At 64.2% G+C, this 26,620-nt stretch carries 27 protein-coding genes; 23 read left to right on the forward strand and 4 right to left on the reverse strand.

The features are described from left to right. Nucleotide 1 precedes the first annotated feature (1 nt). The 3 genes from OKW45_RS19730 to OKW45_RS19740 form a co-directional block, all read right to left on the reverse strand. Nucleotides 2-364 (reverse strand): hypothetical protein, encoded by a 363-nt coding sequence (locus tag OKW45_RS19730; protein ID WP_429470601.1) that lies wholly within the window; start codon nt 362-364, stop codon nt 2-4. A 199-nt stretch (nt 365-563) separates the two neighbouring features. Then, a complete protein-coding gene (gene hslO / locus OKW45_RS19735; RefSeq protein WP_429470602.1) occupies nt 564-1,514 on the reverse strand; it encodes an Hsp33 family molecular chaperone HslO in 951 nt (316 codons plus the stop codon). A 63-nt stretch (nt 1,515-1,577) separates the two neighbouring features. Next, on the reverse strand, nt 1,578-2,102 hold the full coding sequence (locus tag OKW45_RS19740) for a gamma carbonic anhydrase family protein (RefSeq protein ID WP_018417547.1): 525 nt from the start codon (nt 2,100-2,102) through the stop codon (nt 1,578-1,580). 281 nt (nt 2,103-2,383) lie between these two features. On the opposite strand from OKW45_RS19740, the gene OKW45_RS19745 reads away from it, so the two are divergent. The 10 genes from OKW45_RS19745 (at nt 2,384) to OKW45_RS19790 (ending at nt 11,532) form a co-directional block, all read left to right on the forward strand. Then, nucleotides 2,384-3,289, forward strand: coding sequence for a ferritin-like domain-containing protein (locus OKW45_RS19745; RefSeq protein WP_429473320.1), 906 nt, complete (start codon nt 2,384-2,386; stop codon nt 3,287-3,289). A gap of 68 nt (nt 3,290-3,357) precedes the next feature. Then, on the forward strand, nt 3,358-4,242 hold the full coding sequence (locus OKW45_RS19750; protein ID WP_018417549.1) for an alpha/beta fold hydrolase: 885 nt from the start codon (nt 3,358-3,360) through the stop codon (nt 4,240-4,242). Nucleotides 4,243-4,419: 177 nt separating this feature from the next. Continuing rightward, nucleotides 4,420-5,250, forward strand: coding sequence for a 3',5'-nucleoside bisphosphate phosphatase (locus OKW45_RS19755; protein WP_429470604.1), 831 nt, complete (start codon nt 4,420-4,422; stop codon nt 5,248-5,250). Nucleotides 5,251-5,332: 82 nt separating this feature from the next. Continuing rightward, complete coding sequence (locus OKW45_RS19760) at nt 5,333-5,968, forward strand: L-threonylcarbamoyladenylate synthase (RefSeq protein WP_018417551.1); 636 nt, start codon at nt 5,333-5,335, stop codon at nt 5,966-5,968. Nucleotides 5,969-6,024: 56 nt separating this feature from the next. Then, nucleotides 6,025-6,687 carry a site-2 protease family protein gene (locus OKW45_RS19765; protein ID WP_018417552.1) on the forward strand — a complete coding sequence of 221 codons (663 nt, stop codon included), beginning with the start codon at nt 6,025-6,027 and terminating at the stop codon, nt 6,685-6,687. Between the two features lie 6 nt (nt 6,688-6,693). Then, the gene (locus OKW45_RS19770) at nt 6,694-7,896 is read left to right on the forward strand and encodes a tryptophan--tRNA ligase (RefSeq protein WP_429470605.1); all 1,203 of its coding nucleotides are present in this window, start codon (nt 6,694-6,696) and stop codon (nt 7,894-7,896) included. 28 nt (nt 7,897-7,924) lie between these two features. Next, nucleotides 7,925-8,527 carry a class I SAM-dependent methyltransferase gene (locus OKW45_RS19775; RefSeq protein WP_429470607.1) on the forward strand — a complete coding sequence of 201 codons (603 nt, stop codon included), beginning with the start codon at nt 7,925-7,927 and terminating at the stop codon, nt 8,525-8,527. Nucleotides 8,528-8,570: 43 nt separating this feature from the next. Continuing rightward, nucleotides 8,571-9,488: a 4-hydroxy-tetrahydrodipicolinate synthase gene (gene dapA, locus OKW45_RS19780; RefSeq protein ID WP_429470609.1), complete on the forward strand. Its 918-nt coding sequence runs from the start codon at nt 8,571-8,573 to the stop codon at nt 9,486-9,488. 123 nt (nt 9,489-9,611) lie between these two features. Next, a complete protein-coding gene (bamC, locus tag OKW45_RS19785) occupies nt 9,612-10,751 on the forward strand; it encodes an NlpB/DapX family lipoprotein (RefSeq protein ID WP_026225298.1) in 1,140 nt (379 codons plus the stop codon). A 7-nt stretch (nt 10,752-10,758) separates the two neighbouring features. Beyond that, on the forward strand, nt 10,759-11,532 hold the full coding sequence (locus OKW45_RS19790; protein WP_429470611.1) for an MBL fold metallo-hydrolase: 774 nt from the start codon (nt 10,759-10,761) through the stop codon (nt 11,530-11,532). Nucleotides 11,533-11,679: 147 nt separating this feature from the next. On the opposite strand, the gene OKW45_RS19795 is transcribed toward OKW45_RS19790, so the two are convergent. Continuing rightward, nucleotides 11,680-12,378 (reverse strand): Bax inhibitor-1/YccA family protein, encoded by a 699-nt coding sequence (locus tag OKW45_RS19795; RefSeq protein WP_018417558.1) that lies wholly within the window; start codon nt 12,376-12,378, stop codon nt 11,680-11,682. Between the two features lie 268 nt (nt 12,379-12,646). Here OKW45_RS19795 and ndk point away from each other — a divergent pair, with 268 nt between their 5' ends. The 13 genes from ndk to OKW45_RS19860 all read left to right on the forward strand — a co-directional run bounded on the left by ndk (nt 12,647) and on the right by OKW45_RS19860 (nt 26,539). Further along, nucleotides 12,647-13,072, forward strand: a complete 426-nt coding sequence (gene ndk / locus OKW45_RS19800) for a nucleoside-diphosphate kinase (protein WP_018417559.1) — start codon at nt 12,647-12,649, stop codon at nt 13,070-13,072. A gap of 211 nt (nt 13,073-13,283) precedes the next feature. Continuing rightward, the gene (rlmN, locus tag OKW45_RS19805) at nt 13,284-14,435 is read left to right on the forward strand and encodes a dual-specificity RNA methyltransferase RlmN (protein ID WP_429470613.1); all 1,152 of its coding nucleotides are present in this window, start codon (nt 13,284-13,286) and stop codon (nt 14,433-14,435) included. 213 nt (nt 14,436-14,648) lie between these two features. Next, entirely contained in the window at nt 14,649-15,779 is a 1,131-nt protein-coding gene (locus tag OKW45_RS19810) for a helix-turn-helix domain-containing protein (RefSeq protein WP_018417561.1), read from the forward strand. Nucleotides 15,780-15,864: 85 nt separating this feature from the next. Continuing rightward, entirely contained in the window at nt 15,865-17,181 is a 1,317-nt protein-coding gene (ispG, locus tag OKW45_RS19815; protein WP_429470615.1) for a flavodoxin-dependent (E)-4-hydroxy-3-methylbut-2-enyl-diphosphate synthase, read from the forward strand. A 21-nt stretch (nt 17,182-17,202) separates the two neighbouring features. Continuing rightward, nucleotides 17,203-18,543, forward strand: a complete 1,341-nt coding sequence (hisS, locus tag OKW45_RS19820; protein WP_429470616.1) for a histidine--tRNA ligase — start codon at nt 17,203-17,205, stop codon at nt 18,541-18,543. 66 nt (nt 18,544-18,609) lie between these two features. Continuing rightward, on the forward strand, nt 18,610-19,239 hold the full coding sequence (locus OKW45_RS19825; RefSeq protein WP_018417564.1) for a YfgM family protein: 630 nt from the start codon (nt 18,610-18,612) through the stop codon (nt 19,237-19,239). A gap of 79 nt (nt 19,240-19,318) precedes the next feature. Continuing rightward, nucleotides 19,319-20,464: an outer membrane protein assembly factor BamB gene (gene bamB, locus OKW45_RS19830; protein WP_184067625.1), complete on the forward strand. Its 1,146-nt coding sequence runs from the start codon at nt 19,319-19,321 to the stop codon at nt 20,462-20,464. Between the two features lie 471 nt (nt 20,465-20,935). Next, the gene (der, locus tag OKW45_RS19835; protein WP_184022435.1) at nt 20,936-22,273 is read left to right on the forward strand and encodes a ribosome biogenesis GTPase Der; all 1,338 of its coding nucleotides are present in this window, start codon (nt 20,936-20,938) and stop codon (nt 22,271-22,273) included. Between the two features lie 175 nt (nt 22,274-22,448). Beyond that, nucleotides 22,449-22,685, forward strand: coding sequence for an RNA chaperone Hfq (gene hfq, locus OKW45_RS19840; RefSeq protein ID WP_006051315.1), 237 nt, complete (start codon nt 22,449-22,451; stop codon nt 22,683-22,685). Nucleotides 22,686-22,742: 57 nt separating this feature from the next. Then, on the forward strand, nt 22,743-23,930 hold the full coding sequence (hflX, locus tag OKW45_RS19845; RefSeq protein WP_429470618.1) for a GTPase HflX: 1,188 nt from the start codon (nt 22,743-22,745) through the stop codon (nt 23,928-23,930). Between the two features lie 49 nt (nt 23,931-23,979). Next, nucleotides 23,980-25,383, forward strand: a complete 1,404-nt coding sequence (gene hflK, locus OKW45_RS19850; RefSeq protein WP_018417569.1) for an FtsH protease activity modulator HflK — start codon at nt 23,980-23,982, stop codon at nt 25,381-25,383. Between the two features lie 15 nt (nt 25,384-25,398). Then, on the forward strand, nt 25,399-26,304 hold the full coding sequence (gene hflC, locus OKW45_RS19855) for a protease modulator HflC (protein WP_429470620.1): 906 nt from the start codon (nt 25,399-25,401) through the stop codon (nt 26,302-26,304). Nucleotides 26,305-26,347: 43 nt separating this feature from the next. Beyond that, a complete protein-coding gene (locus tag OKW45_RS19860) occupies nt 26,348-26,539 on the forward strand; it encodes a DUF2065 domain-containing protein (RefSeq protein WP_018417571.1) in 192 nt (63 codons plus the stop codon). Nucleotides 26,540-26,620 lie beyond the last annotated feature (81 nt).

Raw genomic sequence — 26,620 nt, forward strand, 5'->3', positions numbered from 1 at the left:
CCTACCAGCCCCAATACGGCCCGAACCCGACGCCGATCCCGGTTCCCCAGCCACGTCCCCAGCCGCCACTCGAGAAGCCCGCGGAAAACCTCACGGGCGGCGAACGCGAGTAATAGCGCGACCAGGTTTGCGCGGCGGCGTCGGCGGCCATCGTCTGATTCTGTTCGAACATGACCTGTTGCTCGATCGCGTCATAGCGCGCGCGTTCCTCCGGTGTCAGCGTCTGCTGATGGCTGATGGCTTCGGCCTGATCAGGCGGCAGACGGCTCAGAATCGGCGCTGGGCCAGGCGGATCGATCGAGCAGCCGGCCAGCACCGCGCTGCCCGTGAGGATGGCAAGGATCAACGAAAGCATGTGCTTCATGGTCGAATCTCCATCGGTCCGATGGCTCGAGCAAGCGTCTTCCAACGCACAGCGCCGCATCCTTCCAGAGTATCAACACCGCGCTCAAAAGCAACGCGCCGCCCGAGCCGTGACGAGGCATGGGGCGGCGCGGTCAGGACTAGCGTTGAAGAGCGCGATCAGTTCACGGGCACGTATTCCGCTTCGGCGAAAGCGCGGTCTAGTGCCGCTGCGCGGCCGCTGGCGTCACACCTTGTGAGAGTCCGCCGGCCACGAAAAGTTGCGCGACGTCGACCGGGTCGAACTCGTAGCGCTGATTACAAAACTCGCAGTGAATCTCGACGTGGCCGCGTTCCTCGATCACGCCGTCGACTTCATCGCGGCCAAGCATCTTCAGCATCGCGCCGACTTTTTCGCGCGAGCACGTGCATTCGAAGCGCGCGGTAACCGGCTCGAAATGCTGGACGTTTTCCTGCCAGAACAGGCGTCGGAACACCGTCTCAGGTTCTTCCTTCAGCAGTTCGTCCTGCGACAGCGTGCCGCCGAGCGTGCACACGCGTTCCCACGTATCCGCGTCGAGCTCGCCCGGATGCGGGACGATGCCGCCGTCGCCCGGCAGCTTCTGCAGCAGCATGCCGACGGCGCACTCGGTGTTCGCTGCGAGCCACATGCGCGTGTCGAGCTGCTCGGAGTGATGCATATAGTGCTCGAGCACCTCGGCGATCGACTTCAGCGGTCCGTTCACGCCCGACAGCGGCACGATACTCTGGTACGGCTGCTGGCCGGGCTGCTTGTCGGTCGGGTCGAGCGTGATCACGCAGCGGCCATGGCCGCTCGCGTTCACCAGATCGATGAGCGAGGTCGTGTCGTCGATCGTATGGGCGGCTTCGCCGGACAGCTTCGCGGTGGCGCGCATCGTCAGATTCGAGCTGCACTGCACGACCAGCATCTTGACGGGGCCATCGCCGAAAATCTGCATGACGAGCGTGCCGTCGAACTTCAGGTTCGCCGACAGCAGCGCGCACGCGGCCATCATTTCGCCCAGAATCGTTCGCACGGGCGCCGGATAATCGCGGCGCGTCAGCACGTCCTGCCAGGTGTTGCGCAGGGAAACGATCTCGCCGCGCACCGGCGCCGCGCTGAACATGAATTTTTGCAACTGGTCGCTCACAACTTTTCCTCGCTGGAATGACGCGGCATGACGCCGTGCCTTTGCGCACCGCGCGCCGGCCGTCTAGCCGATGCGTACGAGCTGCGCCTTGAAATACTCGCGGCGCCCGGCATAGCTTGCCGCGCCGCGCTGCATGTTGGCGATATCCGCTTCCGTCAGTTCGCGCACCGCCTTCGCGGGCGCGCCAAGGATCAGCGTATTGTCGGGAAAAACCTTGCCCTCGGTGACGATGGCGCCCGCTCCGACCAGACAGTTGCGGCCGATCACCGCGCCATTCAAGACCACCGCCTGAATTCCGATCAACGCACCTTCCTTGATCGTGCAGCCGTGCAGCATCGCCTGATGGCCGATCGTCACGTTCGACTCGACCTTCAGCGGATAGCCGGGGTCGGTGTGCAGCACCGCGCTTTCCTGCACGTTGCTGCCGGCGCCGATCGTGATCGGCTCATTGTCGCCGCGCAGTGTCGCGCCGAACCACACGCTCGCGTTCTCCTCGAGCGTTACGTTGCCGATGATGTTCGCCGAATCCGCGACAAACACGCTTTCATGAATGATCGGGGCGGCTTCGCCCAGCTTGTAAATCGTCACAACGTCTCCTTGTTGGTCAGAGCCAGGCCTTCGGTGACTCCGATTCTGTGCACGGTGATGGTCTGATCGGTTGCCACGCACGGGCAGGGCGGCGTGCACCCGGCGCGGTGCGAAGCTGGCGGTCTTGCGTCGCCAACTGACGGGCGTGCCCGAAAGCGCGCGCCGGATGGTCGAATCGAGTATTGTAAACGGTTGTGTGCTTGAGCCGCCTGGCCGCTCGCGCGCGGCTCAGCCGCCGTCTGTCCGCCGTCTTTACCGCTTCCATCGCCGATCCGTTTGTCATGACGTCCGCCGCTTCGCCCGTTTCTGTCGCTTCTCCCGCGTCGAATTCTCACGACGAGCCGCCGTGCGCGCGCCGCGCCGCACTCGCGGCGTTGCGCGAGCGGGATCCGGGCGCGAAGGCCGCGGCGGCCCGCGAGCTGTACGCTGCGGTACTCGACGGTCGCGCGCTCTGTGACTCCGGCCTCGATCTCGCCGAGCCCGCTGGCCTGCCGGGCCGCCCCGAACGGCCCGACCTCGTCGAACCGCGCCAACTCGGTCGACGCAGCATGCAGTCACCGCAGGGCCGCGCGGTGTTGCTCCACGCCCTCGCGCACATCGAGTTCAATGCGATCAATCTGGCGCTCGACGCCGTCTGGCGTTTCCCCGGTATGCCCGCCGGGTTCTATACCGACTGGCTCAAGGTCGCCGCCGAAGAGGCGTATCACTACTCGCTGCTCGCCGCGCGTCTCGCCGAATATGGCCACGCGTACGGCGACTTCCCGGCGCACGGCGGCCTATGGGACATGTGCGAGCGCACCCGTGGCGACGTGCTCGCGCGCATGGCGCTCGTGCCGCGTACGCTCGAAGCGCGCGGCCTCGACGCGTCGCCGCCGATCCGCGCGCGTCTGCAGCAGGCCGGCGATCACGCGTCGGCGACGATTCTCGACGTGATCCTGCGCGATGAAATCGGCCACGTGCTGATCGGCAACCGCTGGTTTCGTCACCTGTGCGAAGCGGACGGTCTCGATCCGCACCACACCTATCTGCGTCTCGCCGACCAGTATCACGCGCCGAAACTGCGTGGCCCATTCAATTTCGAAGCGCGCCGCGACGCTGGTTTCGACGATGCCGAACTCGCCGCGCTCGCGAGTCAGGATGCACAGCAAGCCATGCAGGCAACGGACGACCGAGCATCGCGTCAATAAACCGTTACCGCTTCTTGCGCCGCTGTCCCTATAATCGAACGACCATTCTTTTTTACGGTGCGCCGTTCATGAATACATCCCGCTCTGAGTTCGTTGCCGTGCGCGGCGTCCGGCTGCACGTGCGGCGCTGGGGCCATCCAGATGCGCGGACACTGTTCATGCTGCACGGCTGGATGGACGTCGGCGCGTCGTTCCAGTTCGTCGTCGATGCGCTCGGTGGCGACTGGCAGGTGATCGCGCCCGACATGCGCGGCTTCGGTCTGTCCGACTGGCCGGTCGCCGAGCGCGGCGGCGGCAGCTACTGGGTGCAGGATTATCTCGGCGATCTCGACGCGCTGATCGACCACTACGCGCCGGACGGCCAGGTGAACCTCGTCGGTCACAGCATGGGCGCGAACGTCGTGTGCCTGTATGCGGGCGTGCGGCCGCAGCGGGTACGGCGCGTGGTCGATCTGGAGGGCTTCGGGCTCGCGCCATCGCATCCGGCGCAGGCGCCGAAGCGCCTGCTCAATTGGCTCGACGAATTGCGCGATCCACCGCAGCTCAAGCGCTACGCGTCACTCGACGAGGTCGCCGCGCGTCTGATCAAAACCAATCCGCGCCTCGTTCCGCGGCGTGCGCACTTTCTCGCCCAGCACTGGTCGAAGCCGGATGGCGAAGGGCGCTTCATGCTGCTCGCCGATCCGGCGCACAAGGTCCGCGGCCCGACGCTGTATCGCCTCGACGAGGTGATGGCGGTGTGGCGTAAGGTCAGCGCGAAGGTGCTGCACGTCGAGGCCGCCGGCTCGCCGACGCTCGCGCAGATCGCCGGCGACACTCCGCTCGACGAATTCAAGGCGCGTTTCCAGGCGTTTCCCGATTGGTGCGAGAAGATCATCGACGGCGCGGGGCACATGGTGCATCACGACCAGCCGGAGCAGATCGCCGCGTTGATCGAGGGGTTCTGCGCCTGACACTGCGCCAGAAGCTACGTTTGAAACGGCGCTCGTGGGTCGCCCGGAGGTCGCGGGATCGGCGCTGACTGGTCTTGACCTCGCGGAACGCGGCAACCGGCACTGGCGTCGCGAGATACCCCTGCGGCCCCTTACTGCATTGCAGTAAAATGACCGCAGCACCCTTCCAGGACCACGATGAACGCCGATCTTCACTGCCACTCCACCGTTTCCGACGGCCAGTTCGCGCCGGCCGACGTCGCGCGCCGCGCGCACGCTAACGGCGTGACGCTGTGGGCGCTCACCGATCACGACGAAGTGGGCGGCCAGCACGAGGCGCGCACCGCGGCCGAGGCTCTCGGCATGAATTACCTGAGCGGCGTCGAGATTTCGGTCACGTGGGCGGGGCGCACCGTGCACATCGTCGGACTCGGCATCGATCCGGGCAGCCAGATCCTGATCGACGGTCTCGCTCGCACGCGCGACGGCCGCGCCGCGCGCGCCGAAGCAATCGGCGAGCAACTGGCCACGCTCGGCATTCCAGACGCGTACGAGGGCGCGCTGCATTTCGTGTCGAATCCCGACATGATGTCGCGCACCCATTTCGCGCGCTTCCTGGTCGAGCAAGGCCACTGCGCAAACACCCAGGAAGTGTTCGACCGCTATCTCGGCGATGGCAAGCCGGCGTACGTCGCGCACCGCTGGGCCAAGCTCGCCGACGCACTCGGCTGGATCCAGGCCGCGGGCGGCGTCGCGATCGTCGCGCATCCCGGTCGTTACGCGTATTCGCAACTCGAATTCGACGCATTCTTTGGCGAATTCATCGACCTCGGTGGCGAGGCGATCGAGGTCGTGACGGGCAGCCACACGCCCGACCAGTACCGCGAATATGCGGACGTCGCGCGTCGCTATGGCTTCGAGGCCTCGCGCGGTTCTGATTTCCATGCGCCTGGCGAAGGCCGCATCGAACTCGGTGCACTGCCGCCGCTGCCCGCCGATCTGAAGCCCGTTTGGGAACGCTGGCTGTGACCGCGCGCCGGCTGGCTGCGGCACGCGCTCTGCTCGCCGCAGCCCATCCGCCGCAGTTCGTCTGCCGCCATCATGAGTCTCCATGTCCCAATACTTTCGGCTTCACCCCGACAATCCGCAACCGCGTCTCGTCAAGCAGGCCGTGCAGATCATCAACGACGGCGCCGTGGTCGCCTTGCCGACCGATTCGACCTACGCGCTCGCCTGCCGTCTCGACGACAAGGATGCGGTCGAACGCCTGCGGCGCATCCGCGGACTCGACGAAAAGCAACTACTGTCGCTGCTCGTGCGTGATCTGTCGGAGCTCGCCAATTTTGCGATGGTGGACAACTGGCAGTACAGGCTGCTTAAGTCGGTGACCCCGGGTCCGTACGTGTTCGTGCTGCAGGCCACCAAGGAAGTGCCGCGGCGCGTGTCGCATCCGTCACGCAAGACGATCGGCCTGCGCGTGCCGGATCACGCGATCACGCTCGCGATTCTCGAGGAGCTCGGCCAGCCGCTGCTCGGCTCGACACTGATCATGCCCGGCGAAACAGAGCCGCTGAACGACCCCGAGGAAATCCGCGCGCGGCTCGAAAAGCAGCTCGATCTGGTGATTGACGGCGGCGCGTGCGTGTGCGAGCCGTCCACCGTAATCGATCTGACCGGCTCGGAGCCGGTGCTGGTGCGGGCAGGGCGCGGCCCGCTCGAGCCGTTCGGTCTCGAGGAAACGGCGTGAGCGGCATGAACGAAAGCGGACAGACACGCGCGAGCGCATTGTTACAATAGCGAGCTATGGATTCTTCCCTGATACAGACGATTGCGGTGTACGCGCTGCCGGTGATCTTCGCGATCACGCTGCACGAGGCTGCGCACGGCTACGTCGCGCGCTGGCTCGGCGACAACACCGCGTACGTGCTCGGCCGCGTGTCGCTGAACCCGATGCGGCACATCGATCCGCTCGGCACGATCGCCATTCCGTTGCTGCTGTACTTCGCGACGAGCGGCGCGTTCATGTTCGGCTATGCGAAGCCGGTGCCGGTCGCGTTCGGCAATCTGCGCAACCCGCGCTGGGGCAGCCTATGGGTCGCGGCGGCCGGGCCCGTGTGCAATTTCATCCAGGCGCTGTTCTGGGGCGTGTTCGGCGTTGCGCTCGCGGGGCTCAATGTCAACGAACCGTTTTTCACGCGCATGGCGGGCGCGGGCGTCGGCGTCAATCTCGTGCTCGGCGTGCTGAACCTGTTTCCGCTGCCGCCGCTCGATGGCGGCCGCGTGGTGATGGCCCTGTTGCCGCCGAAGCAATCGATTGCGTTGTCGCGGCTCGAGCCGTACGGCTTTTTCATCGTGATGGCGCTGGTGATGACGGGTACGCTCACGCGTTTCTGGTTGAGGCCACTCGTGACGCTCGGCTATAGCGCGATCACCGCAATTCTGACTCCACTTGTTTCGCTTTTCTAAATAACCATGTTCCCAGACCGTATCTTCTCCGGCATGCGGCCCACCGGGTCGCTGCACCTCGGCCACTATCACGGCGTGCTGAAAAACTGGGTGCGGCTGCAGTCCGAATACCCGTGCTTCTTCTGCGTGGTCGACTGGCACGCACTGACGACGCACTACGAAACGCCCGAAGTGATCGAAAAGAACGTGTGGGACGTGCTGATCGACTGGCTCGCTTCCGGCATCGATCCGGCGCAGGCGACGCTGTTCATCCAGAGCAAGGTGCCCGAGCATGCCGAGCTGGCGCTGCTGCTCGGCATGAGCACGCCGCTCGGCTGGCTCGAACGCGTGCCGACTTACAAGGAGCAGATGGAAAAGCTGAAGGACAGGGACCTGTCCACCTACGGCTTCCTCGGCTATCCGGTGCTGATGGCGGCGGACATTCTGCTGTATCGCGGCTCGCTCGTGCCGGTCGGTGAAGACCAGGTGCCGCACGTCGAGATGACGCGTGAAATCGCCCGTCGTTTCAACTACCTGTACGGCCGTGAGCCGGGCTTCGAGGAGAAGGCGAACGAAGCCGCGAAGAAGCTCGGCGGCAAGCGCTCGAAGCTGTATCACGAGTTGCGCAACGCGTATCAGCAGGAAGGCGACGACGAAGCGCTCGAACGCGCGCGGGCGATGCTGCAGGAATCGCAAAGCTTGTCGATGAGCGATCGCGAGCGCCTGTTCGGCTATCTCGAAGGTTCGCGCAAGATCATCCTCGTCGAACCGCAGGCGATGCTGACCGAGGCGTCGCGCATGCCGGGTCTCGACGGCCAGAAGATGTCGAAGTCGTACGGCAACACGATCGGCCTGCGCGAAGACGCGGAAACCATCACGAAGAAGGTCCGCACGATGCCGACCGACCCCGCGCGCGTGCGCCGCACCGATCCGGGCGATCCCGACAAGTGCCCGGTGTGGCAACTGCATCAGGTCTACACCGACGAAGCGACCCACGAGTGGGTGCAGAAAGGCTGCCGCTCGGCAGGCATCGGTTGCCTCGATTGCAAGCAGCCGGTCGTCGAAGGGATTCTGCGCGAGCAGCAGCCGATGCTCGAGCGCGCGCAGAAGTACATGGACGACCCGTCGCTGTTGCGCGCGATCGTCGCCGATGGCTGCGACAAGGCACGCCGGTTCGCGACCGAAACGATGCGCGAGGTCCGTGAGGCGATGGGGCTGTCGTACAACTGATGCGCACTCGACGCACCGCGGCGCAGCGATGAGCACGCCCGTTACCAGTGGCTTGCATGGCCTCGGTGAACCGTCGCGCTGGGTGCGTCACTGGGCGCACCTGATCGCGCCGGGTGGCGCGGTGCTCGACGTCGCGTCGGGGGCCGGGCGGCACGCGCGCTTTTTTGCATCGCTCGGCCATCCGGTCACCGCGATCGATCGCGACGCGGCTGCTCTCGACCTGCTGCGCGACGCGCCGCTCGTCACACCTCTCGTGGCCGATCTCGAAGGCGCGACGTGGCCACTACCGGCCGATGCGGCGTTCGCCGCTGTCATGGTCACCAACTACCTGCACCGGCCGCTTTTTCCGCAGTTGCTGCGCGCGCTCGCGCCCGGCGGCGTACTGGTTTACGAGACCTTCGCGCAAGGAAACGAAAGCGTCGGCAAACCCTCCAATCCGGTGTTTTTGCTCGCGCCTGGCGAGCTGCTCGACACCGTGCGGGGCCACCTGCGGGTGATCGCATTTCAGGACGGATTTCTCGCCGAGCCGCGTCCGGCCTACGTTCAGCGCATCTGCGCGGTTCGGGAAACGGCTCGGGCGCATGATCCCGCACGGGCAACAGCGCCACCTTGTTACGAGTTGGCTGGCTAATCCGCTACAATCGCGCTTTACCTGATCATATTCATGGCGTTTCATGACTAACGGCAACTACAGCGGTCACCAGGACGGCGTTCAGATCCGCGGCAGCATTCCTGCCATCATCACTCCGATGCTCGAAGACGGCAGCCTCGATCTGCCGGCGTTTCGCAAACTGATCGACTGGCACGTCGAGGAAGGCACGAATGCGCTCGTCGTGGTCGGCACGAGCGGCGAGTCGGCCACGCTGTCGGTCGAAGAACACGTGCTGATGGTCAAGACCGCGGTCGAGCACACCGCTGGACGCATTCCTGTCATCGCGGGCGCGGGTGCCAATTCCACCGCTGAGGCGATCGAACTCACGCAACACGCGAAGGACGTCGGCGCGGATGCCACGCTGCAGGTCGTGCCGTACTACAACAAGCCGACCCAGGAAGGCATCTACCGCCATTTCGCGAAGATCGCCGAAACCGTCGATCTGCCAGTGATTCTGTACAACGTGCCGGGCCGCACCGTCGCCGACATGAGCAACGAGACCATCCTGCGCTGCGCGCAGGTGCCGGGCATCGTCGGCGTGAAGGAGGCCACGGGCAACATCGACCGCGCCGCGCATCTGATCAAGTCGGCGCCGGCGTACTTCGGCATCTATAGCGGCGACGACCCCACCGCGATCGCGCTGATGCTGCTCGGCGGTCACGGCAATATTTCGGTCACCGCGAACGTCGCGCCGCGCGCAATGAGCGAACTGTGCAAGGCCGCGCTCGCCGCGGACGTGAAGACCGCGCGCGACATTCATCTGAAACTCCTGTCGCTGCACAAGTACCTGTTTGCCGAAGCGAATCCGATTCCGGCGAAGTGGGCGCTGCAGCAACTGGGGCGTGTGCAGGGCGGCATCCGCCTGCCGCTCACGCCGCTCGACGCGCAATACCACGAAGTGGTGCGCGGCGCGCTGCGCGAAGCGGGCCTGCTCGGCTGAACGGGCCGACCGTCCCGCCGCCCACGCAAGACCGCCACCGGCATTTCATTAACCGACGTCGCTTCAGCCCACGTTCCCGGCAGATCGAACGAGGCATCGCGTTCCAGCATCACGAAGGACCTCATGAAACGTTCCGCACTTTCCCTCCACGCAACCCGCATGGCGGCGCTGGCGCTTGCCCTATCGACGCTCGCCGGCTGTGACACGCTGAACGACTGGTTCGCTTCCGACCGCGTCAACTACAAGGCGACCTCGAGCGCGCCGCCGCTCGCCGTGCCGAGCGATCTGAGCACGTCGCCGAACGACCAACGCTATGTGGCACCGCCCGCCAATCTGGCGCTTGGTGGCACGCCGACGCGCGCTGTCACGGCGGCCGGCAACGCGACCGAAGGTCAGCCGAACGCGCAGGATCCGCTCGGCATGCATATCGACCGCGACGGCGACCGTCGCTGGCTAGTGGTAGACGGCCGTTCCCCGGAACAGCTCTGGCCGCAGCTGCAGGAGTTCTGGCAGGAGAACGGCTTCGTGCTGAAGACCGATGCGCCGGCCACTGGCATCATGACGACCGACTGGGCGGAAAACCGCGCGAACATTCCGGACGACTGGTTCCGCCGCACGATCGGCAAGGTCATCGACTTCGCCTATTCGTCGGGCACCCGCGACAGTTTCCGCACGCTGGTATCGCGCGGTTCGGACAGCGCGACCGATATCTCGATCACGCACAGCGCGATGGAAGAGGTGATGACCGGGCAGGACAAGACGTCTTCGCGCTGGGAAGAGCGTCCGCGTGATCCGGCGCTCGAGGCGCTGTTTCTCGCCAAGCTGATGCAGAAATTCGGCCTGACTGAAGCTCAGTCGAAGCAGCTGCTGACCGACGCGCGCCCCGCCGCCGCGCCGACCACGATCGAGCAGAACGCGGGTGCGTCGACGCTCGATCTGCAGGAGTCGTTCGACCGTGCCTGGCTGCGTGTGGGCCTCGCGCTCGATCGTACCAACTTTACGGTCGACAACCGCGATCGCGAGAAGGGCATCTACTACGTCCGCTACGCGGATTCGATGCAGGAACTGAAGAAGGAAGGCCTGTTCGGCAAACTGTTCTACAGCGGCAATTCGACGCGCAAGCCGGGCCAGGAATTCCTCGTCAACGTGCGCGCGAAGGGCGACGCGGTGACGCAGATCGCGGTCGTCGACGCGAATGGGCAGATTGACACGTCGTCGGACGCGCAGCGCATCGTGTCGCTGCTGCACGCGCAACTGAACTAGGCGGGTCGTGCGCTTCGCAAGTCTCGGCAGCGGCAGTGAAGGCAACGCGCTGCTGGTGGAGGCGCACAGCGGCGCGGTCACCACGCGCGTGCTGCTCGATTGCGGTTTTTCCGCGCGCGAAGTCGAGCGCCGTCTGGCGCGGCTCGGCGCGAGTGCCGAGCACCTCGACGCGATCCTGATTACGCATGAACATAGCGATCACATCGGCAGCACATTGACGCTGGCGCGCAAGTGGTCGATTCCGCTGTACATGAGCTGGGGCACCGCGCGCGCGGTGGGCGCCGACGAAGCCGATGTTGACCTGCAGGTGCTGTGGGGCGACGAGGCGGTAGCGATCGGAGAGCTCAGCATTCTCCCTTATACCGTTCCGCACGACGCCCGCGAACCGCTGCAATACGTGTTCTCGAACGGCGCGAGCCGGCTTGGCGTGCTCACCGACGTGGGCACGTCCACGCCGCATATCAGCGCGGTGCTAAGTGGCTGCGACGCGCTCGTGCTCGAATGCAATCACGACGTGCAGATGCTCGCGGGCAGTCGTTATCCGCCGTCGCTGAAGGCCCGTATCGGCGGCAATCACGGGCATCTGAACAATCACGCGGCGGCTGAAATCCTGGCGTCGCTCGACCGCTCGCGCTTGCAGCATCTGGTCGCGGCGCATCTGAGCCAGCAGAACAATCTGCCGGAACTTGCGCAGGCGGCGCTGGCGGGCGTGCTTGACGCGGCTCCCACGGAGGTGGTGGTTGCGTCGCAGAGCGAAGGTTTCGCGTGGTTGACGTTGTGACTGTGGCGCCCGATTGGCTTTCAGTCGCGCTGCACGCCATGCACCGGCCGGTCAGGTAATGAAACAAAGCCCATAACGAGCAATCGTTATGGGCTTCTAATTTGAGCGTCGAGTGCGGCGTGGGGCACGCCGCGCGACCGGCCAAACTTAATTGCGGTTGCCGCCAAAAATGCCGAGCAGCGCAAGCAGATTGACGAACACGTTGTACAGATCCAGGTAGATCGCCAGCGTTGCCGTGATGTAATTCGTCTCGCCGCCGTTCACGACGCGCTGCACGTCGAACATGATGTAGGCGGAAAAGATCACGATTGCCATGACTGAAACCGTCAGCATCAGCGCCGGCAGTTGCAGGAACACGTTCGCGACCGAAGCCAGCAGGATCACGATCACGCCCATGAAGAGCCACTTGCCGAGGCCCGAGAAGTCGCGTTTGCTGACCGTGGCGATGGTCGCCATGGCCGCGAAGATCACACCGGTGCCACCAAAAGCAAGCATGATCAGCGACGGGCCGTTCGAGAAGCCGAGCACGAACGCGAGAATGCGCGACAGCATCAGCCCCATGAAGAACGTGAAGCCGAGCAGTACGAAGACGCCGACGGCGCTGTCCTTGGTGCGCTGGATCGCGAACATGAAGCCGAAGGCGATCGCGAAGAATGCCAGCATGCTCATGGCGGGGCTGGTGGCGGCGAACAGTGAGAAGCCGGTGGCAAGACCCACCCACGCGCCGAGCACGGTCGGAATCATGGACAGTGCGAGCAGCCAGTAGGTATTCCGTAGCACGCGGTTGCGTGTTTCGACCGTGCTGACCGCGCCGTTGCGGCCAAACATATACGGATGTTCGTTCATGATCTCTCCTTACCTCGGAAGCGTGTTTCGTGATGGTGATACGGCAATTTGCGAAGCGCCGGCGGGCGCACCGTTCATCCGTAAGATTAGCGCGGCAGCACGGAGTTTCAATGCCTCCAGTCGCCCACATGGCCTACGCTACCAGTATTTCGCGCCCTTTGCTTTGATCCTTTCAGTGCTGTAAGGGTTCAATCGCAATGATACACGGGAACATGCTACAATAGCGGATTCATTTGAATCTGTAACTTCTTAATTTTTTGGAGTTTTTATGGCGATCGAGCGCACCCTGTCGATTATCAAGCCGGACGCAGTGGCCAAGAACGTGATCGGCCAGATCTATACCCGTTTTGAAAACGCTGGTCTGAAGATCGTGGCATCGCGCATGGTTCATCTGTCGCGTGCTGACGCCGAGAAGTTCTACGCCGTGCACGCAGCACGTCCGTTCTTCAAGGACCTCGTCGAATTCATGATCTCGGGTCCGGTGGTCGTGCAAGCGCTGGAAGGCGAAAACGCGGTCCTGAAACACCGTGATCTGATGGGTGCGACTGACCCGAAGAAGGCAGAAAAGGGCACGATCCGTGCCGACTTCGCGGACAGCATCGACGCCAACGCGGTGCACGGCTCGGACGCACCGGAAACGGCCGCGATTGAAATCGCATTTTTCTTTCCCCAAGTAAACGTCTACTCGCGTTGAGCGCCTCGCGCTGAGGTCAGGCACTGGCCTCGGTCGTAAGCCGTGTTCCGCCTGGCGCGTTTCGTGCAGCCGAATTGTTTTATCGCATGAATCGCGCGCGTTGCACGACAAAGTAGTAAGGTAAAAGCAGCAGGAATGGGCGCGAACGGGCACGGCGTTCATGCAGCTTGTTGCATGAACGTAGTCTCGCAATGAAATGGCAGGATTCGATATGACGAGCAGTCCCTCCGTCAACCTTCTCGACCTCGACGCCCAAGGGCTCGTCGCCTACTGCGACAGCCTGGGCGAGAAACCGTTTCGCGCCAAGCAATTGCAGCGCTGGATTCATCAATACAACGCTTCCGACTTCGATGGCATGACCGATCTCGCGAAGTCCTTGCGCGAAAAGCTCAAAGGGCGCGCCGCGATCACGATGCCGGGCGTCGTCAGCGACCACGTTTCGTCGGACGGCACACGCAAGTGGCTGATCGACGTCGGAAACGGCAACGCCGTTGAAACCGTCTACATCCCCGAAGAAACGCGCGGCACGCTGTGTGTGTCGTCACAGGCCGGGTGTGCGGTCAACTGCCGGTTCTGCTCGACCGGCAAGCAAGGGTTCTCCCGCAATCTCACCACCGGCGAAATCATCGGCCAGTTGCGCATGGCTGAGTTTGCGCTGCGCGCGTCGCGTGGTGATGTTGGCGGCCGCGCGATGGGCGGCGACGGCAAGGGCGAGCGCGTCGTCACGAACGTCGTGATGATGGGAATGGGCGAGCCGCTGCTCAATTACGACGCGGTCGTGCCGGCCATGCGCCTGATGCTCGACGACAATGCGTACGGCCTGTCGCGCCGGCGCGTCACGTTGTCCACTTCGGGCGTCGTACCGATGATGGACCGGCTCGGCGCGGATCTGCCCGTGGCGCTCGCGGTGTCGCTGCATGCCTCGAACGACGCGCTGCGCGACGTGCTGGTGCCGCTCAACAAAAAGTATCCGCTGGGCGAGCTGATGGCGGCGTGCGAGCGCTATCTGAAAGTTGCGCCGCGAGATTTCATTACGTTCGAATACTGCATGCTCGATGGCGTGAACGACAGCGAGGCGCACGCGCGCGAGTTGCTCGCCGTCACGCGTAACGTGCCGTGCAAGTTCAATCTGATTCCGTTCAATCCGTTCCCCGAATCGGGCCTTATCCGCTCGAAGCCGGAACAGATCAAGCGGTTTGCGCAGGTGTTGATCGACGCTGGCGTCGTCACCACTGTGCGCAAGACCCGCGGCGACGATATCGATGCTGCCTGCGGTCAGCTGGCCGGCGCGGTGAAAGACCGCACGCGTCTTGCTGAGCGCACCGGGAAGGCGGCGAAGATGATCGAGGTTCGCGCCGTGTAATCGCGAGGGGCAGCAGGGCGTCGGCGTTCGGCGGAAAGCACCGCGAGCGCAAAAATGCTCCCATGTCACCGGCGATTAAATGAAAGTTTGCAGAATCGATCGGGAGCAGTACACAAAGCCGCACATTTTGTTATAAACGGTCTGCGATTTGGACGTGACGCTCGAGCCCGTCCGGTCGCACGATTAAAAAGAATCGACGCGAAAGGATTTGGGATGAGTGAGCCGCAGCACCCGCAGCCGCACGAGACAGACACGAACGATGGCCATCCTGCACCTGTTGCAAGGGCGGTGGTCCAGCCTGTCGTGCACCCGGCCCTTGATTCGCTGGCAGCGGTTGGCGCGCGCTTGACCCAGTTGCGCGAGTCGAAAGGCTGGACTATCGAGGACGTGTCGGCGCGACTGAAGGTGTCGGTCGTCAAGCTGAGCGCGCTCGAGGCGGGCGACGTCAGCCATCTGCCGGACACGACGTTTGCACTCGGCGTCGTGCGCAGCTACGCGAAAATGCTCGGCGCCGATCCAGCGCCTTTTACGGCGGCGTTGCGTCGCGAGAAGGGCGTGCCGGCGCCGAATCTGTCGATGCCGGCGTCATCGGGCAAGGATCTGCCGCGCGGCAAGGTTTCGCTGTCGCTCGGCGACAGCGGGCACAAGAGCCGTTCGTGGCTGTGGGGCATTGCGGCGATCGTCGTCGCGGTCATCGCACTCGGGATGTGGCGCACTAACGGCGGTGATTCGTCCGCGTGGCTCGCGCGCCTGAAGGCAAGCGCGAATAGTTCGACTAGCAGCGACACGGCGGCTTCGGGCGCGGTCGCTCAGGGTCCGGCGACGGCGGCGGAAGGGGCATCGGCGGCGGCCACGGCGGACAACGCGGCGAGCGCGGATAATGCGGCGTCTGCGTCGGCAACGCCGATGCCGGCTCCGCTTGCCACTGGCACCACGCCGGGCTCGGGCCCGGCAGCGAATACAGCGGCAACGCCGGCACCGACGGCCGCGGCACCGAAGGCCGGCTCGCAGGCTCAGGCACAGGCCGCCATGGAGAGCGCAAATGCGCCGGTGGTCGTGGCGAACGCGTCGGCACCGGCGGTCACGCCAGCGCTCGGCGAGGCGGTCGTCGCGCTGCGCGTGACGCAGGACAGCTGGTTCAGCGTGCGTGACAAGAACGGCAAGGAACTGTTCTCCGGCCTCGTGCATGCCGGCGATCCGAAGCAAGTGACGGGTGTCGGTCCGTTCAAGGTCACGGTCGGCAACAAGGCGGGTCTCGAGTCGGTGACGCTCGACGGCCAGCCGGTCGATCCGTCGAAATATGCGACAGCAAAGGGCAACGTGGCGCGCTTTGCGCTGCCTTGACAGATACGGTACGCGCCGCGGCCAACCGGTCCGCGGCGCTTTTTCAATTCAGGCGCTGCGTTTTTGCATAGCGCGTGCGGCGTAAATGGGTTTTTCGATGCAAACCGAAGCTCAATCCCAATCCTGTAGCAAGATCGTTTCAGACGAGCCGGTGTTCGGCGGCCCCGCGATGCGGCGCAAGTCGCATGCGGTCAACGTCCGCTGGGGCGGCCAGCTCGTGACCATCGGCGGCGATGCGCCGGTGCGCGTGCAGTCGATGACCAACACCGACACCGCCGACGCGATCGGCACCGCTATCCAGATCAAGGAACTGGCGCAAGCCGGGTCCGAACTGGTGCGTATCACCGTGAATACGCCGGAAGCGGCGGCGGCCGTGCCGGCGATCCGCGAGCAACTCGACCGCATGGGCGTGATGGTGCCGCTCGTCGGCGACTTCCATTACAACGGCCACCTGCTGCTGCGCGACTATCCGGGCTGCGCGGAATCGCTGTCGAAGTACCGGATCAATCCGGGCAACGTCGGGCACGGCGCGAAGCGCGACACGCAGTTTGCGCAGATGATCGAGACGGCGGTCAAATACGACAAGCCGGTGCGCATCGGCGTGAACTGGGGCAGCCTCGACCAGGACCTGCTCGCGAAGATGATGGACGAAAACGGCTCGCGCGCCGCTCCGTGGGAAGCGCAAAGCGTGATGTACGAAGCGCTGATCCAGTCGGCGATCGGCTCGGCGGAACGTGCGGTCGAACTCGGCCTCGGGCGCGACCAGATCATCCTGTCGTGCAAGGTCAGCGGCGTGCAGGATCTGATTGCCGTGTACCGCGAACTCGCGCGCCGTTGCGATTTCGCGCTGCATCTTGGCCTGACCGAAGCGGGCATGGGTTCGAAGGGCATCGTCGCGTCAACCGCGGCGCTGTCGGTTCTGCTGCAGCAGGGCATCGGCGATACGATCCGTATTTCGCTGACGCCGGAACCGGGCGGGTCGCGCACAGGCGAAGTGATCGTTGGTCAGGAGATTCTGCAGACAATGGGCCTGCGGTCGTTCACGCCGATGGTGATCGCGTGCCCCGGCTGCGGGCGCACCACGAGCACGCTGTTCCAGGAACTCGCGTCGCAGATCCAGACCTACCTGCGTCAGCAGATGCCGGTGTGGCGCGACCAGTATCCCGGCGTCGAGCAGATGCACGTCGCGGTGATGGGCTGCATCGTCAATGGTCCGGGCGAATCGAAGCAGGCGAATATCGGCATCAGCTTGCCGGGCTCGGGCGAGAATCCGGCCGCGCCGGTGTTCATCGACGGCGAAAAGGCAAAGACGCTGCGCGGCGAGAACATCGCGCAAGAATTCCAGCAAATCGTGAGCGACTACGTCGAGCGCCGCTATGGCCGCGCCGACGCGCTCAACTAAATACCGGCTATCGAAACACAGATGACTGAACAGAAGAAAAAGCTCGAGAAGCTGTCCGGCGTGAAAGGCATGAACGACATCCTTCCGCAGGAAGCAGGGCTCTGGGAATTTTTCGAAACCACCGTCAAGTCGATGCTGCGTTCGTACGGATACCAGAATATCCGCACGCCGATCGTCGAGCATACGCAGCTGTTCACACGCGGTATCGGCGAAGTGACCGACATCGTCGAAAAAGAGATGTACAGCTTCACCGACGCATTGAACGGCGAAAACCTGACGATGCGCCCGGAAAACACGGCGGCGGTGGTGCGCGCGTCGATCGAACACAACATGCTGTACGATGGCCCGAAGCGTCTGTGGTATATCGGTCCGATGTTCCGTCACGAGCGTCCGCAGCGCGGCCGTTATCGCCAGTTCCACCAGGTCGGTGTCGAGGCGCTCGGTTTCGCGGGTCCGGATGCGGACGCGGAAATCATCATGATGTGCCAGCGTCTGTGGGACGATCTCGGACTGACTGGCATCAAGCTCGAAATCAACTCGTTGGGCCTCGCTGAAGAGCGCGCCGCGCATCGTGTCGAACTGATCGCGTATCTCGAAATGCACATGGACGTGCTCGACGAAGACGCGAAGCGCCGTCTCTATACGAACCCGCTGCGCGTGCTCGATACGAAGAATCCTGCGCTGCAGGAAGTCGCGCTGAACGCGCCGAAGCTGATCGATTTTCTTGGGGAAGAATCGCGCGCGCACTTCGAAGCTCTGCAGCGTCTGCTGAAGGCGAACAACCTTCCGTTCACGATCAATCCGCGTCTCGTGCGCGGTCTCGATTACTACAATCTGACCGTGTTCGAGTGGGTGACCGACAAACTCGGCGCGCAAGGCACGGTCGCGGCGGGCGGCCGCTACGATCCGCTGATCGAACAGCTCGGCGGCAAGCCGACGGCTGCGTGCGGCTGGGCGATGGGCGTCGAGCGGATTCTCGAGCTGCTGAAGGAAGAGCAGCTCGTGCCGGAAGACGACGGTTGCGACGTGTACGTGGTCCATCAGGGCGACGCCGCGCGCGAGCAGGCGTTCATCATCGCCGAGCGTCTGCGCGATACCGGTCTCGACGTGATTCTGCATTGCAGCGCGGACGGTCAGTCGGCAAGCTTCAAGTCGCAGATGAAGCGCGCCGACGCGAGCGGCGCCGCGTTCGCGGTCGTGCTCGGCGAAGATGAGATCGCCAACGGCACGGTCGGCGTGAAACCGCTGCGCGATACGCAAGCCAACGGTGGTAAGAACGAGCAACAGAACGTGGCCGCCGAAGACTTGACCGAATATCTAATCAATGCGATGGTTGCATCCGCCGAAGACGGCGACGACTGATCGCGATGTCGTTGGGCCGGCTGGCTCGACACGCACACGTAGCAAGAAAGAGGAAATCGCCGGGCAATGAGTTACCACGACGAACAAGAATCGATTGAAAGTCTGAGGGCATGGTGGAAGCAGTGGGGCAATGCGACCACGTGGATCGTGCTGGTGGTGTTGCTGGCAGGCGCGAGCTGGAACGGCTGGAATTTCTGGCAGCGTCGTCAGGCCGCGGAAGCCGCGGTGCTGTATGACCAGGTTCAGCAAGCCGCGGCATCGGGCGATAAGGCGCAGATTGCGCGCGTCGCCGCCGACATGGAAGACAAGTTCGGCCGCACTGCCTACGCGCAGATGACTGCGCTCGGCGCCGCCAAGGCGCTCTACGCCGCTGGCGACGAAGCCGGCGCGAAAGCGCAGCTGCAATGGACGATCGATCACGCGAAGGACGACGAGTTCAAGCAGATAGCGAAGCTGCGCATGGCATCGCTGCTGCTCGACGACAAGGCATACGACCAGGGCCTCGCGCTCCTGGTCGAGCCACAATCCGATGCCTTCAAGGGCGTCGTGGCGGACCGCCGCGGCGACCTGCTCGCCGCCCAGGGCAAGCGCGACGACGCGCGCGCGGCCTACAAGCTCGCGCTCGACTCGCTGTCGAACAGCGACAGTTCGGCGCGCCAGCTGATCCAGTTCAAGCTGGATGCGCTTGGCGGCTGAGCGTCCCGCGCGGCGCGCCGCGAGCCACGACCGCAAGGCGGTCTCCTTTAATCCAATTTCCTGAATGCTTCGTCCACCGATGAATCTGCTGAAACGTTACGCCGTGCCCGTTATCTGTGCGATGACCGTTCTCACGCTGGCGGCTTGCTCATCCACGAAAGACGAGCGCCGTGTGCCGACGCCGCTCACCGAGTTCAAACCCGTGCTCGACGTGCAGCAGTCCTGGTCGGCGAGCGTCGGCAAGGCGGGCCGCTACCTGTTCTCGCCGGTTGCGGTCGGCAATGCCGTGTACGCTGCCGGCACGAATGGCACGGTCGCCAAGATCGACGCGCAAACGGGCAAGGACGTGTGGCGAGTCAAGTTGCACGATGATCTGTCGGCGGGCGTCGGCAGCGATGGCACGCTCACCGCGGTCGGTGGCTTGAAGGGCGACGTGTACGTGCTAGGCGCGGACGGCAAGCAGCTGTGGACCGCGAAGGCGCCGGGCGAGATCATTACGCCGCCGCTCGTCGGCAACGGCCTTGTGATCGTGCGCACGATCGACGGCCAGATCGTCGCGTTCAACGCGCAAACCGGCGAGCAGAAGTGGAACTTCCGCAACCGCGCCGTGCCGCTGAACCTGCGCGTGTCGTCGGGCATGACGTTCGCAGGTGACGCGGCCGTGCTGGCCGGCTTCCCGGGCGGCTCGTTCGCCGCGATCAACCTGCAGACGGGCGACGCCTACTGGCAGACGCCGGTGTCGTATCCGAAGGGCGTGACCGAGGTCGAGCGTATCAACGACGTGACCGGCCCACCCACGCTGGTGGGTTCGGAGACCTGCGCGGTGACGTTCCAGGGCCAGATTGGCTGTTTCGACGCCAACTCGGGTCGCGCGCTGTGGGGCAAGCCGTTCTCGAGCACGAGCGGCCTCGCACAGGATGAGCGCAGCGTGGTCGCCGCCGACGACTGGTCGGTCGTGTCCGCATTCGACGTGAGCAACGGCTCGGTGCTGTGGAAGAACGACACGCTGAAGAACCGCGACCTGAGCGTGCCGACGCTGCTCGGCCGCGCGGCCGTGTTCGGCGACTACAAGGGCTTCGTGCATTTCCTGTCGACCGTCGACGGCACGCTCGTCGCACGAGTGAAGACCGACGGCAGCGCGATTACCGCGGCGCCGGTGCTGGCTGGCGACACGCTGGTCGTACAGACGCGCGACGGCGGCCTGTTCGGCTATCGTCCGCGCTGATCGCGATAGATGATGTCAGGCGCGCAGGCCGGCTTTGCCGGCCGCGCGCTTTTTAATTGAAGTCTGCGCCGGCTTTGGCGTGCGGCTCCTGCGTCGGGTTGCCACGCTGCCCGTCGCGTGATCGGGCAGGCTCAATAAAAAAATCGCCGGATGGGCTGGTCCGGCAAGTCGGATCGAGGCTGTGGCCGCCGACATGCAAGGCGGCACGTGCGCTTCGTCGGCGGCCTTGCGAATTAAAGACGCCCTCGAACACGAGCGCGTCAGCCGTCGAGCAGCCCGGTCTGAAGCAGGCGCCCCCCGGCGGCGTCTGTGAAGCCCACGCCCGTCTGCCTGGATGCGCATATCGATCGCGCATCCGGAGCAGACTGAATTCGTGATAATTTCGTCAGAACGCCACCCCGTGGCGGCCGCCTGGCGATCGCTACGCGCGCGATCGGTTGCGATCCCGCGTTTCACCGTGAACAACATCAGATGAAACCCGTTATTGCCCTCGTTGGGCGCCCCAATGTGGGGAAATCCACGCTGTTCAACCGCCTTACGCGTTCGCGTGACGCGCTGGTTGCCGACCTGCCCGGTCTCACGCGCGATCGCCATTACGGCGAAGGACGCGCCGGCGAGCGGCCGTATCTGGTCGTCGACACCGGCGGCTTCGAGCCGGTCGCGAAAGACGGCATCCTGCACGAGATGGCGCGCCAGACCCGCCAGGCGGTCGAGGAGTCGGACGTCGTCGTGTTCATCGTCGATGGCCGCAACGGTCTCGCGCCGCAGGACAAGTCGATTGCCGACTATCTGCGCAAGGTCGGCCGGCCGATCTTCCTCGTCGTGAACAAGGCCGAGGGCATGAAGTACGCCAACGTCGCGGCCGACTTCTACGAACTCGGTCTCGGCGATCCGCGCGCGATTTCGGCCGCGCACGGCGACGGCGTCACCGACATGATCAACGAGGCGCTCGAAGTCGCGTATGCCGGTCAGCCGGAAGAGAGCGAGGAAGACAAGGAAGCGCGCGGCGTGAAGATCGCCATCGTCGGCCGGCCGAACGTTGGTAAGTCGACACTGATCAATGCGCTGGTCGGCGAAGAGCGCGTGATCGCGTTCGACATGCCCGGCACTACGCGCGACTCGATCTACGTCGATTTCGAGCGCAACGGCAAACCGTATACGCTGATCGACACGGCCGGCCTGCGCCGCCGCGGCAAGGTGTTCGAGGCGATCGAAAAGTTCTCGGTCGTGAAGACGCTGCAGTCAATCTCCGATGCGAACGTCGTGATCCTGCTGCTCGACGCGCGTCAGGACATCTCGGACCAGGATGCGCACATTGCTGGCTTCGTCGTCGAGCAGGGCCGCGCGCTGGTGGTTGGCGTGAACAAATGGGACGGTCTCGATCCGCATGTGCGCGAGCGCACCAAAGCCGACCTCGAACGCAAACTAAAATTTCTGGACTTCGCCAAATTCCATTTCATTTCCGCCGCGGAAAAAACCGGAATCGGGCCGCTGATGCGTTCGGTCGACGACGCGTACACGGCCGCGATGTCGAAGCTGCCGACGCCGAAGCTGACGCGCGCGCTGATCGAGGCGGTCGAATTCCAGCAGCCGCGCCGTCGCGGTCCGGTGCGCCCGAAGCTGCGTTACGCACACCAGGGCGGGCAGAATCCGCCGATTATCGTGATTCACGGCAATGCGCTCGACGCGATCACCGACACGTATAAGCGGTACCTCGAAAATCGCTTCCGGGAAACTTTCAAGCTGACGGGGACTCCATTGCGAATAGAGTTCAGATCGTCGACGAACCCTTACGCGGACAAAGGCTGAAGCAAGCGGAAGCTGGTCTTAAACCTGGGCTGAAACCCGCGTGTATGCTGGGTTTGGCCGGGGGTCCCGGGCCCGCGCGTCGAAATGAAAATCAGCTATAGTGTAGCGGTTGGCGGCGGATCTCTTTTTCTTCGCCGTCAATTCAGTCAACCTGCAAAAAAATACGGAGTTTGCTATGAGCAACAAAGGGCAATTGTTACAAGACCCGTTTTTGAACGCACTGCGTAAAGAGCATGTGCCGGTGTCGATCTACCTGGTCAACGGCATCAAGCTTCAAGGGAACATCGAATCGTTCGACCAGTACGTCGTGTTGCTCCGGAATACGGTTACCCAGATGGTCTACAAGCACGCCATTTCGACGGTCGTGCCTGCCCGTCCGGTGAATTTCCACCCGGATTCCGAACAGTCCTAACCCTCGCCGCGGCCGGCACACCGTCGCCCGTTGGCGATCATTCCCGGCCGCGTCATTTTGATATCCTCCAATTTGATCAATGCAGCGCTCGTTGGCATCGACTTCGGCAAGATCGATTTCGAAGCCAGTCTCGAAGAACTCGGCCTGCTCGCGCAAAGCGCGGGCGCGAACCCCCTGGTCACCCTCACCGGACGCCGTTCCAGTCCCGACGCGAAGATGTTCGTCGGCAGCGGCAAGGCCGAAGAATTGCGCCTTGCGTGCGAAGCAAACGACATCGAACTCGTGATCTTCAACCATGCTCTGGCGCCTGCGCAGCAGCGCAATCTGGAGCGGGCGCTTAATCGGCGCGTGGTCGATCGCACCAGTCTGATCCTCGACATTTTCGCGCAGCGCGCGCGCAGCCACGAAGGCAAACTGCAGGTCGAGCTCGCGCAGCTGCAATATCTGTCAACCCGGCTGATTCGCGCGTGGACCCACCTCGAACGTCAGAAGGGCGGTATCGGATTGCGCGGTCCAGGCGAAACGCAGCTCGAAACCGACCGCCGGCTGATCGGCGAGCGCATCAAGGCGCTCAAGATCCGCCTCGACAAGCTGCGCCGCCAGCATGGCACGCAACGCCGGGCGCGTAATCGCAACCAGACGATGTCGGTGTCGCTCGTCGGCTACACGAACGCCGGCAAATCGACGCTCTTCAACGCGCTGACCAAGGCGCAGGCGTATGCCGCCGACCAGTTGTTCGCCACGCTCGATACCACCTCGCGGCGCGTGTATCTGGGCGACGAAGCGGGGCAGGTGGTGGTGTCCGATACCGTCGGTTTCATCCGCGAGCTGCCGCACCAGCTCGTCGCCGCGTTCCGCGCGACGCTCGAGGAAACCATTCACGCGGACCTGCTGCTGCATGTCGTCGATGCATCGAGCGCGGTGCGGCTCGACCAGATCGATCAGGTCAACGAGGTGTTGCACGCGATCGGCGCGGACACGATCCGTCAGGTGCTCGTGTTCAACAAGATCGACGCGGTGCCAGAGCTGGCAGCCCGTGGCGACGCGGTCGAGCGGGACGAGTATGGTAATATTTCGCGCGTCTTTTTGAGCGCGCGCACCGGGCAGGGGCTGGATGCGTTGCGCGCTGCCATCGCTGAAATCGCTACAGCCGAACCGCTTGCCGACATGCCGCTCGATGCGTCGCAAGATGACCGCGCGGCGCAACTGCGCGACGACCACAAGATTCCAGAACTCGGGCACTGACCCGTTCCAATTGCACTGACCCGCTGTCTACTCTGGTGAACGAACACAGGTGAACGATTACAACGAGCGGAGTATCTGGCTGCGTATGCGCGCCTTGCTTTCACTGAACGATCCGCGTTGGGGCCGGGGCGACGGCAACGGCGACCGGCAACGGCCGAACGATCCGAAGCGACCGGCACGCGACGGTGAAGGTCCGCCCGATCTCGACGAAATGTGGCGCGATTTCAATCGCCGTCTGTCCCGGATTTTCGGGCGCAGGGGCGGCGGTGTCGGCGGTGGCCGGCCGGACAACGGCCGTGGCGCGCGCATCGGCGTCGGCATCGTAATCGGCGTGCTGATCGCAATCTATCTCGGCAGCGGCGTGTTCGTCGTGCAGGATGGCCAGGCGGCCGTCGTGCTGCAGTTCGGCAAGTATCGCTATACCGCGGCGCAGGGCGTGCACTGGCGTCTGCCGTATCCGTTCGAGTCCCACGAGTTCGTCAATGTCGGGCAGATCCGCCAGGTCGAGATCGGCCGTAGCAATGTGGTGCGTCTTGCGAACGTGAAGGACGCGTCAATGCTCACGCACGACGGCGACATCGTCGACGTGCGCTTCGCCGTGCAGTACCAGGTGCGCAAGCCCAACGACTTTCTGTTTCGCAGCGTCGATCCCGATCAGAGCGTGATGCATGCCGCGCAGGCGGCGGTGCGCGGCATCGTCGGCGCGCAGAGCACTAGCGATATTCTCGATCAGGATCACGAAACTTTGCGCCAGCAGCTGATTGCGGCGATCCAGCAATCGCTCGATCAGTACCAGTCCGGTCTGGCAGTCACGGGCGTGACGATCCAGAGTGTGCAGGTGCCCGAGCAGGTGCAACCGGCGTTCGCCGACGCTGCGAAGGTGCACGACGAAAACGAACGCGCGAAACGCGATGCGCAGGCTTATGCGGCCGATCTCCTGCCGCGCGCGCAGGCCGACGTCGATCGTCGGGTCCAGGAAGCCAAAACCTATAGCCAGACCACGGTCGCGCAGGCACAGGCCGAGGCCGAGCGCTTCAAGCAGATCTACGCCCAATACGCGCAGGCGCCGGCCGTCGTGCGCTTCCGCCTGTATATGGAAACCATGCAGCAGATTTACGCGAACGCGACCAAGGTGTTCGTCGACGCGAAGAACGGCAACAACGTTCTGTATCTGCCGCTCGACAGGCTCGTCGAGCAGAACCGCGAACGCCAGGCCGCGGCGGCGGGCGCCGCCGCTTCGGGTCCTGCTGTCGCGGGCGCGCCGCAAGCGGCGAGTGCGGCCGCACCGTCGGCCGCGTCAGCCGCCGAGACCGGTGCCGCGGCAGGCTCCGCCGCCGATGGCGCATCCGGACCCGCCGCTTCCGCGCCTGCGCCAGCGAGCCGGCCGAGCGCCGCGTCGCTGCGCTCGCGCGATGCGTTCCGCAATCGCATGCGCGAAGACGACGTTCAATAAGGAGCGCACAAGAATATGAACCGAATCATTGCGCTCGTCGTCGCCGTCGTTATCGTGCTGTTCGCGGCATCGTCGATGGTGTTCGTCGTCGATCAACGGCATATGGCCGTGCTGTCCGCGCGCGGCGACGCGACGCCCACGCTGCTCGGCCCAGGACTGCACGTGAAGCTGCCGCCGCCGCTGCAAACGGTCACGCTCGTCGACAATCGCATCCAGTCGCTCGACGCACCCGACGAAGATCATTACGTCACGTCCGACAAAACCGATCTGCTGGTCAACCCAGTCATCAAGTTCCGCGTGGCCGATCCGCTGAAGCTGATCGCCGAAACGAAGGGTGATCCGGAGAGTCTGCCCGACCGGCTCGCGCTGCTGTCGCGCGGCGCGCTCGGCGACGCGTTCGGCAAGTTCACGCTGTCCGACGCGCTCGCCAAACAACAGGCGGTCGCCGAGGAGGCCCGCGGTGCGATGGACAAGGGCGCGGCATCGCTCGGCGTATCGGTCGTGGATGTGCAACTCACCCGCGTCGATTTCCCGGCCGCGGTGGCCGACTCGGTATTCAAGCGCATGATCGCCGCGCGCCAGCAGGTCGCGGCGGACGAGCGAGCGAAGGGCGCCGCCGAAGCGAACCAGATCCGCGCGGACGCGCTCGCGAAGCAGCAGACGGTGCTCGCCGACGGCCTCGCGCAGGCGCAGGGCATTCGCGGCGAAGGCGATGCAAAGGCCGCGGAGATCGCTGCCGAAGCGTTCGGCAAGGATCCACAGTTCTACCAGTTTTATCAAAGCATGCAGGCGTACCGGAAGACCTTCAAGCCGGGCGACCTGATCGTGGTCGACTCCAGTAGCGAGTTCTTCCGCTTCATGCGTAGCCCGACCGGCGGCGTCGCCCCGGACGCTTCCGCGCCTGCTGCGCGCAAACGCTGATTACCGAAGGCCGCGGCATCCGTATCGCGGCCGCTTCACTCGCATGGACATAGCTGGTTCGTTATTGCTCGCGATTGCGCTGATGCTGATTATCGAGGGGATGTTTCCGTTCGTTTTTCCGAGCGCCTGGCGCGACACGTTCCGTAAAATTGCGGAACGACCGTCGCATCAGATTCGTGTCGGTGGGCTCATCGTGATGTTGCTCGGGCTGGTTCTACTGTTCATCGCGACCTGAAGCCGGCTTGCTTGTCTGATGAACGCCGCGTGTTGCGGCGTGTTATGCCGGCCCGAGCAAAACGCCTACTGACCGGTCAGG

Origin of the sequence: Paraburkholderia lebeckiae (genome assembly GCF_050436225.1) — a bacterium.
Taxonomy (GTDB): Bacteria; Pseudomonadota; Gammaproteobacteria; order Burkholderiales; family Burkholderiaceae; genus Paraburkholderia; species Paraburkholderia tuberum.

Coding starts and splice junctions, on each gene's coding strand:
- ndk (WP_018417559.1), top strand. CDS start 12,647: ATGGCGATCGAGCGCACCCTGTCGATTATCAAGCCGGACGCAGTGGCC.
- OKW45_RS19810 (WP_018417561.1), top strand. CDS start 14,649: ATGAGTGAGCCGCAGCACCCGCAGCCGCACGAGACAGACACGAACGAT.
- OKW45_RS19755 (WP_429470604.1), top strand. CDS start 4,420: ATGAACGCCGATCTTCACTGCCACTCCACCGTTTCCGACGGCCAGTTC.
- hisS (WP_429470616.1), top strand. CDS start 17,203: ATGACTGAACAGAAGAAAAAGCTCGAGAAGCTGTCCGGCGTGAAAGGC.
- OKW45_RS19745 (WP_429473320.1), top strand. CDS start 2,384: ATGACGTCCGCCGCTTCGCCCGTTTCTGTCGCTTCTCCCGCGTCGAAT.
- OKW45_RS19760 (WP_018417551.1), top strand. CDS start 5,333: ATGTCCCAATACTTTCGGCTTCACCCCGACAATCCGCAACCGCGTCTC.
- hflC (WP_429470620.1), top strand. CDS start 25,399: ATGAACCGAATCATTGCGCTCGTCGTCGCCGTCGTTATCGTGCTGTTC.
- dapA (WP_429470609.1), top strand. CDS start 8,571: ATGACTAACGGCAACTACAGCGGTCACCAGGACGGCGTTCAGATCCGC.
- der (WP_184022435.1), top strand. CDS start 20,936: ATGAAACCCGTTATTGCCCTCGTTGGGCGCCCCAATGTGGGGAAATCC.
- OKW45_RS19775 (WP_429470607.1), top strand. CDS start 7,925: ATGAGCACGCCCGTTACCAGTGGCTTGCATGGCCTCGGTGAACCGTCG.
- OKW45_RS19860 (WP_018417571.1), top strand. CDS start 26,348: ATGGACATAGCTGGTTCGTTATTGCTCGCGATTGCGCTGATGCTGATT.
- OKW45_RS19765 (WP_018417552.1), top strand. CDS start 6,025: ATGGATTCTTCCCTGATACAGACGATTGCGGTGTACGCGCTGCCGGTG.
- rlmN (WP_429470613.1), top strand. CDS start 13,284: ATGACGAGCAGTCCCTCCGTCAACCTTCTCGACCTCGACGCCCAAGGG.
- OKW45_RS19730 (WP_429470601.1), bottom strand. CDS start 364: ATGAAGCACATGCTTTCGTTGATCCTTGCCATCCTCACGGGCAGCGCG.
- OKW45_RS19750 (WP_018417549.1), top strand. CDS start 3,358: ATGAATACATCCCGCTCTGAGTTCGTTGCCGTGCGCGGCGTCCGGCTG.
- OKW45_RS19795 (WP_018417558.1), bottom strand. CDS start 12,378: ATGAACGAACATCCGTATATGTTTGGCCGCAACGGCGCGGTCAGCACG.
- OKW45_RS19770 (WP_429470605.1), top strand. CDS start 6,694: ATGTTCCCAGACCGTATCTTCTCCGGCATGCGGCCCACCGGGTCGCTG.
- OKW45_RS19825 (WP_018417564.1), top strand. CDS start 18,610: ATGAGTTACCACGACGAACAAGAATCGATTGAAAGTCTGAGGGCATGG.
- bamB (WP_184067625.1), top strand. CDS start 19,319: ATGAATCTGCTGAAACGTTACGCCGTGCCCGTTATCTGTGCGATGACC.
- hfq (WP_006051315.1), top strand. CDS start 22,449: ATGAGCAACAAAGGGCAATTGTTACAAGACCCGTTTTTGAACGCACTG.
- ispG (WP_429470615.1), top strand. CDS start 15,865: ATGGGTTTTTCGATGCAAACCGAAGCTCAATCCCAATCCTGTAGCAAG.
- bamC (WP_026225298.1), top strand. CDS start 9,612: ATGAAACGTTCCGCACTTTCCCTCCACGCAACCCGCATGGCGGCGCTG.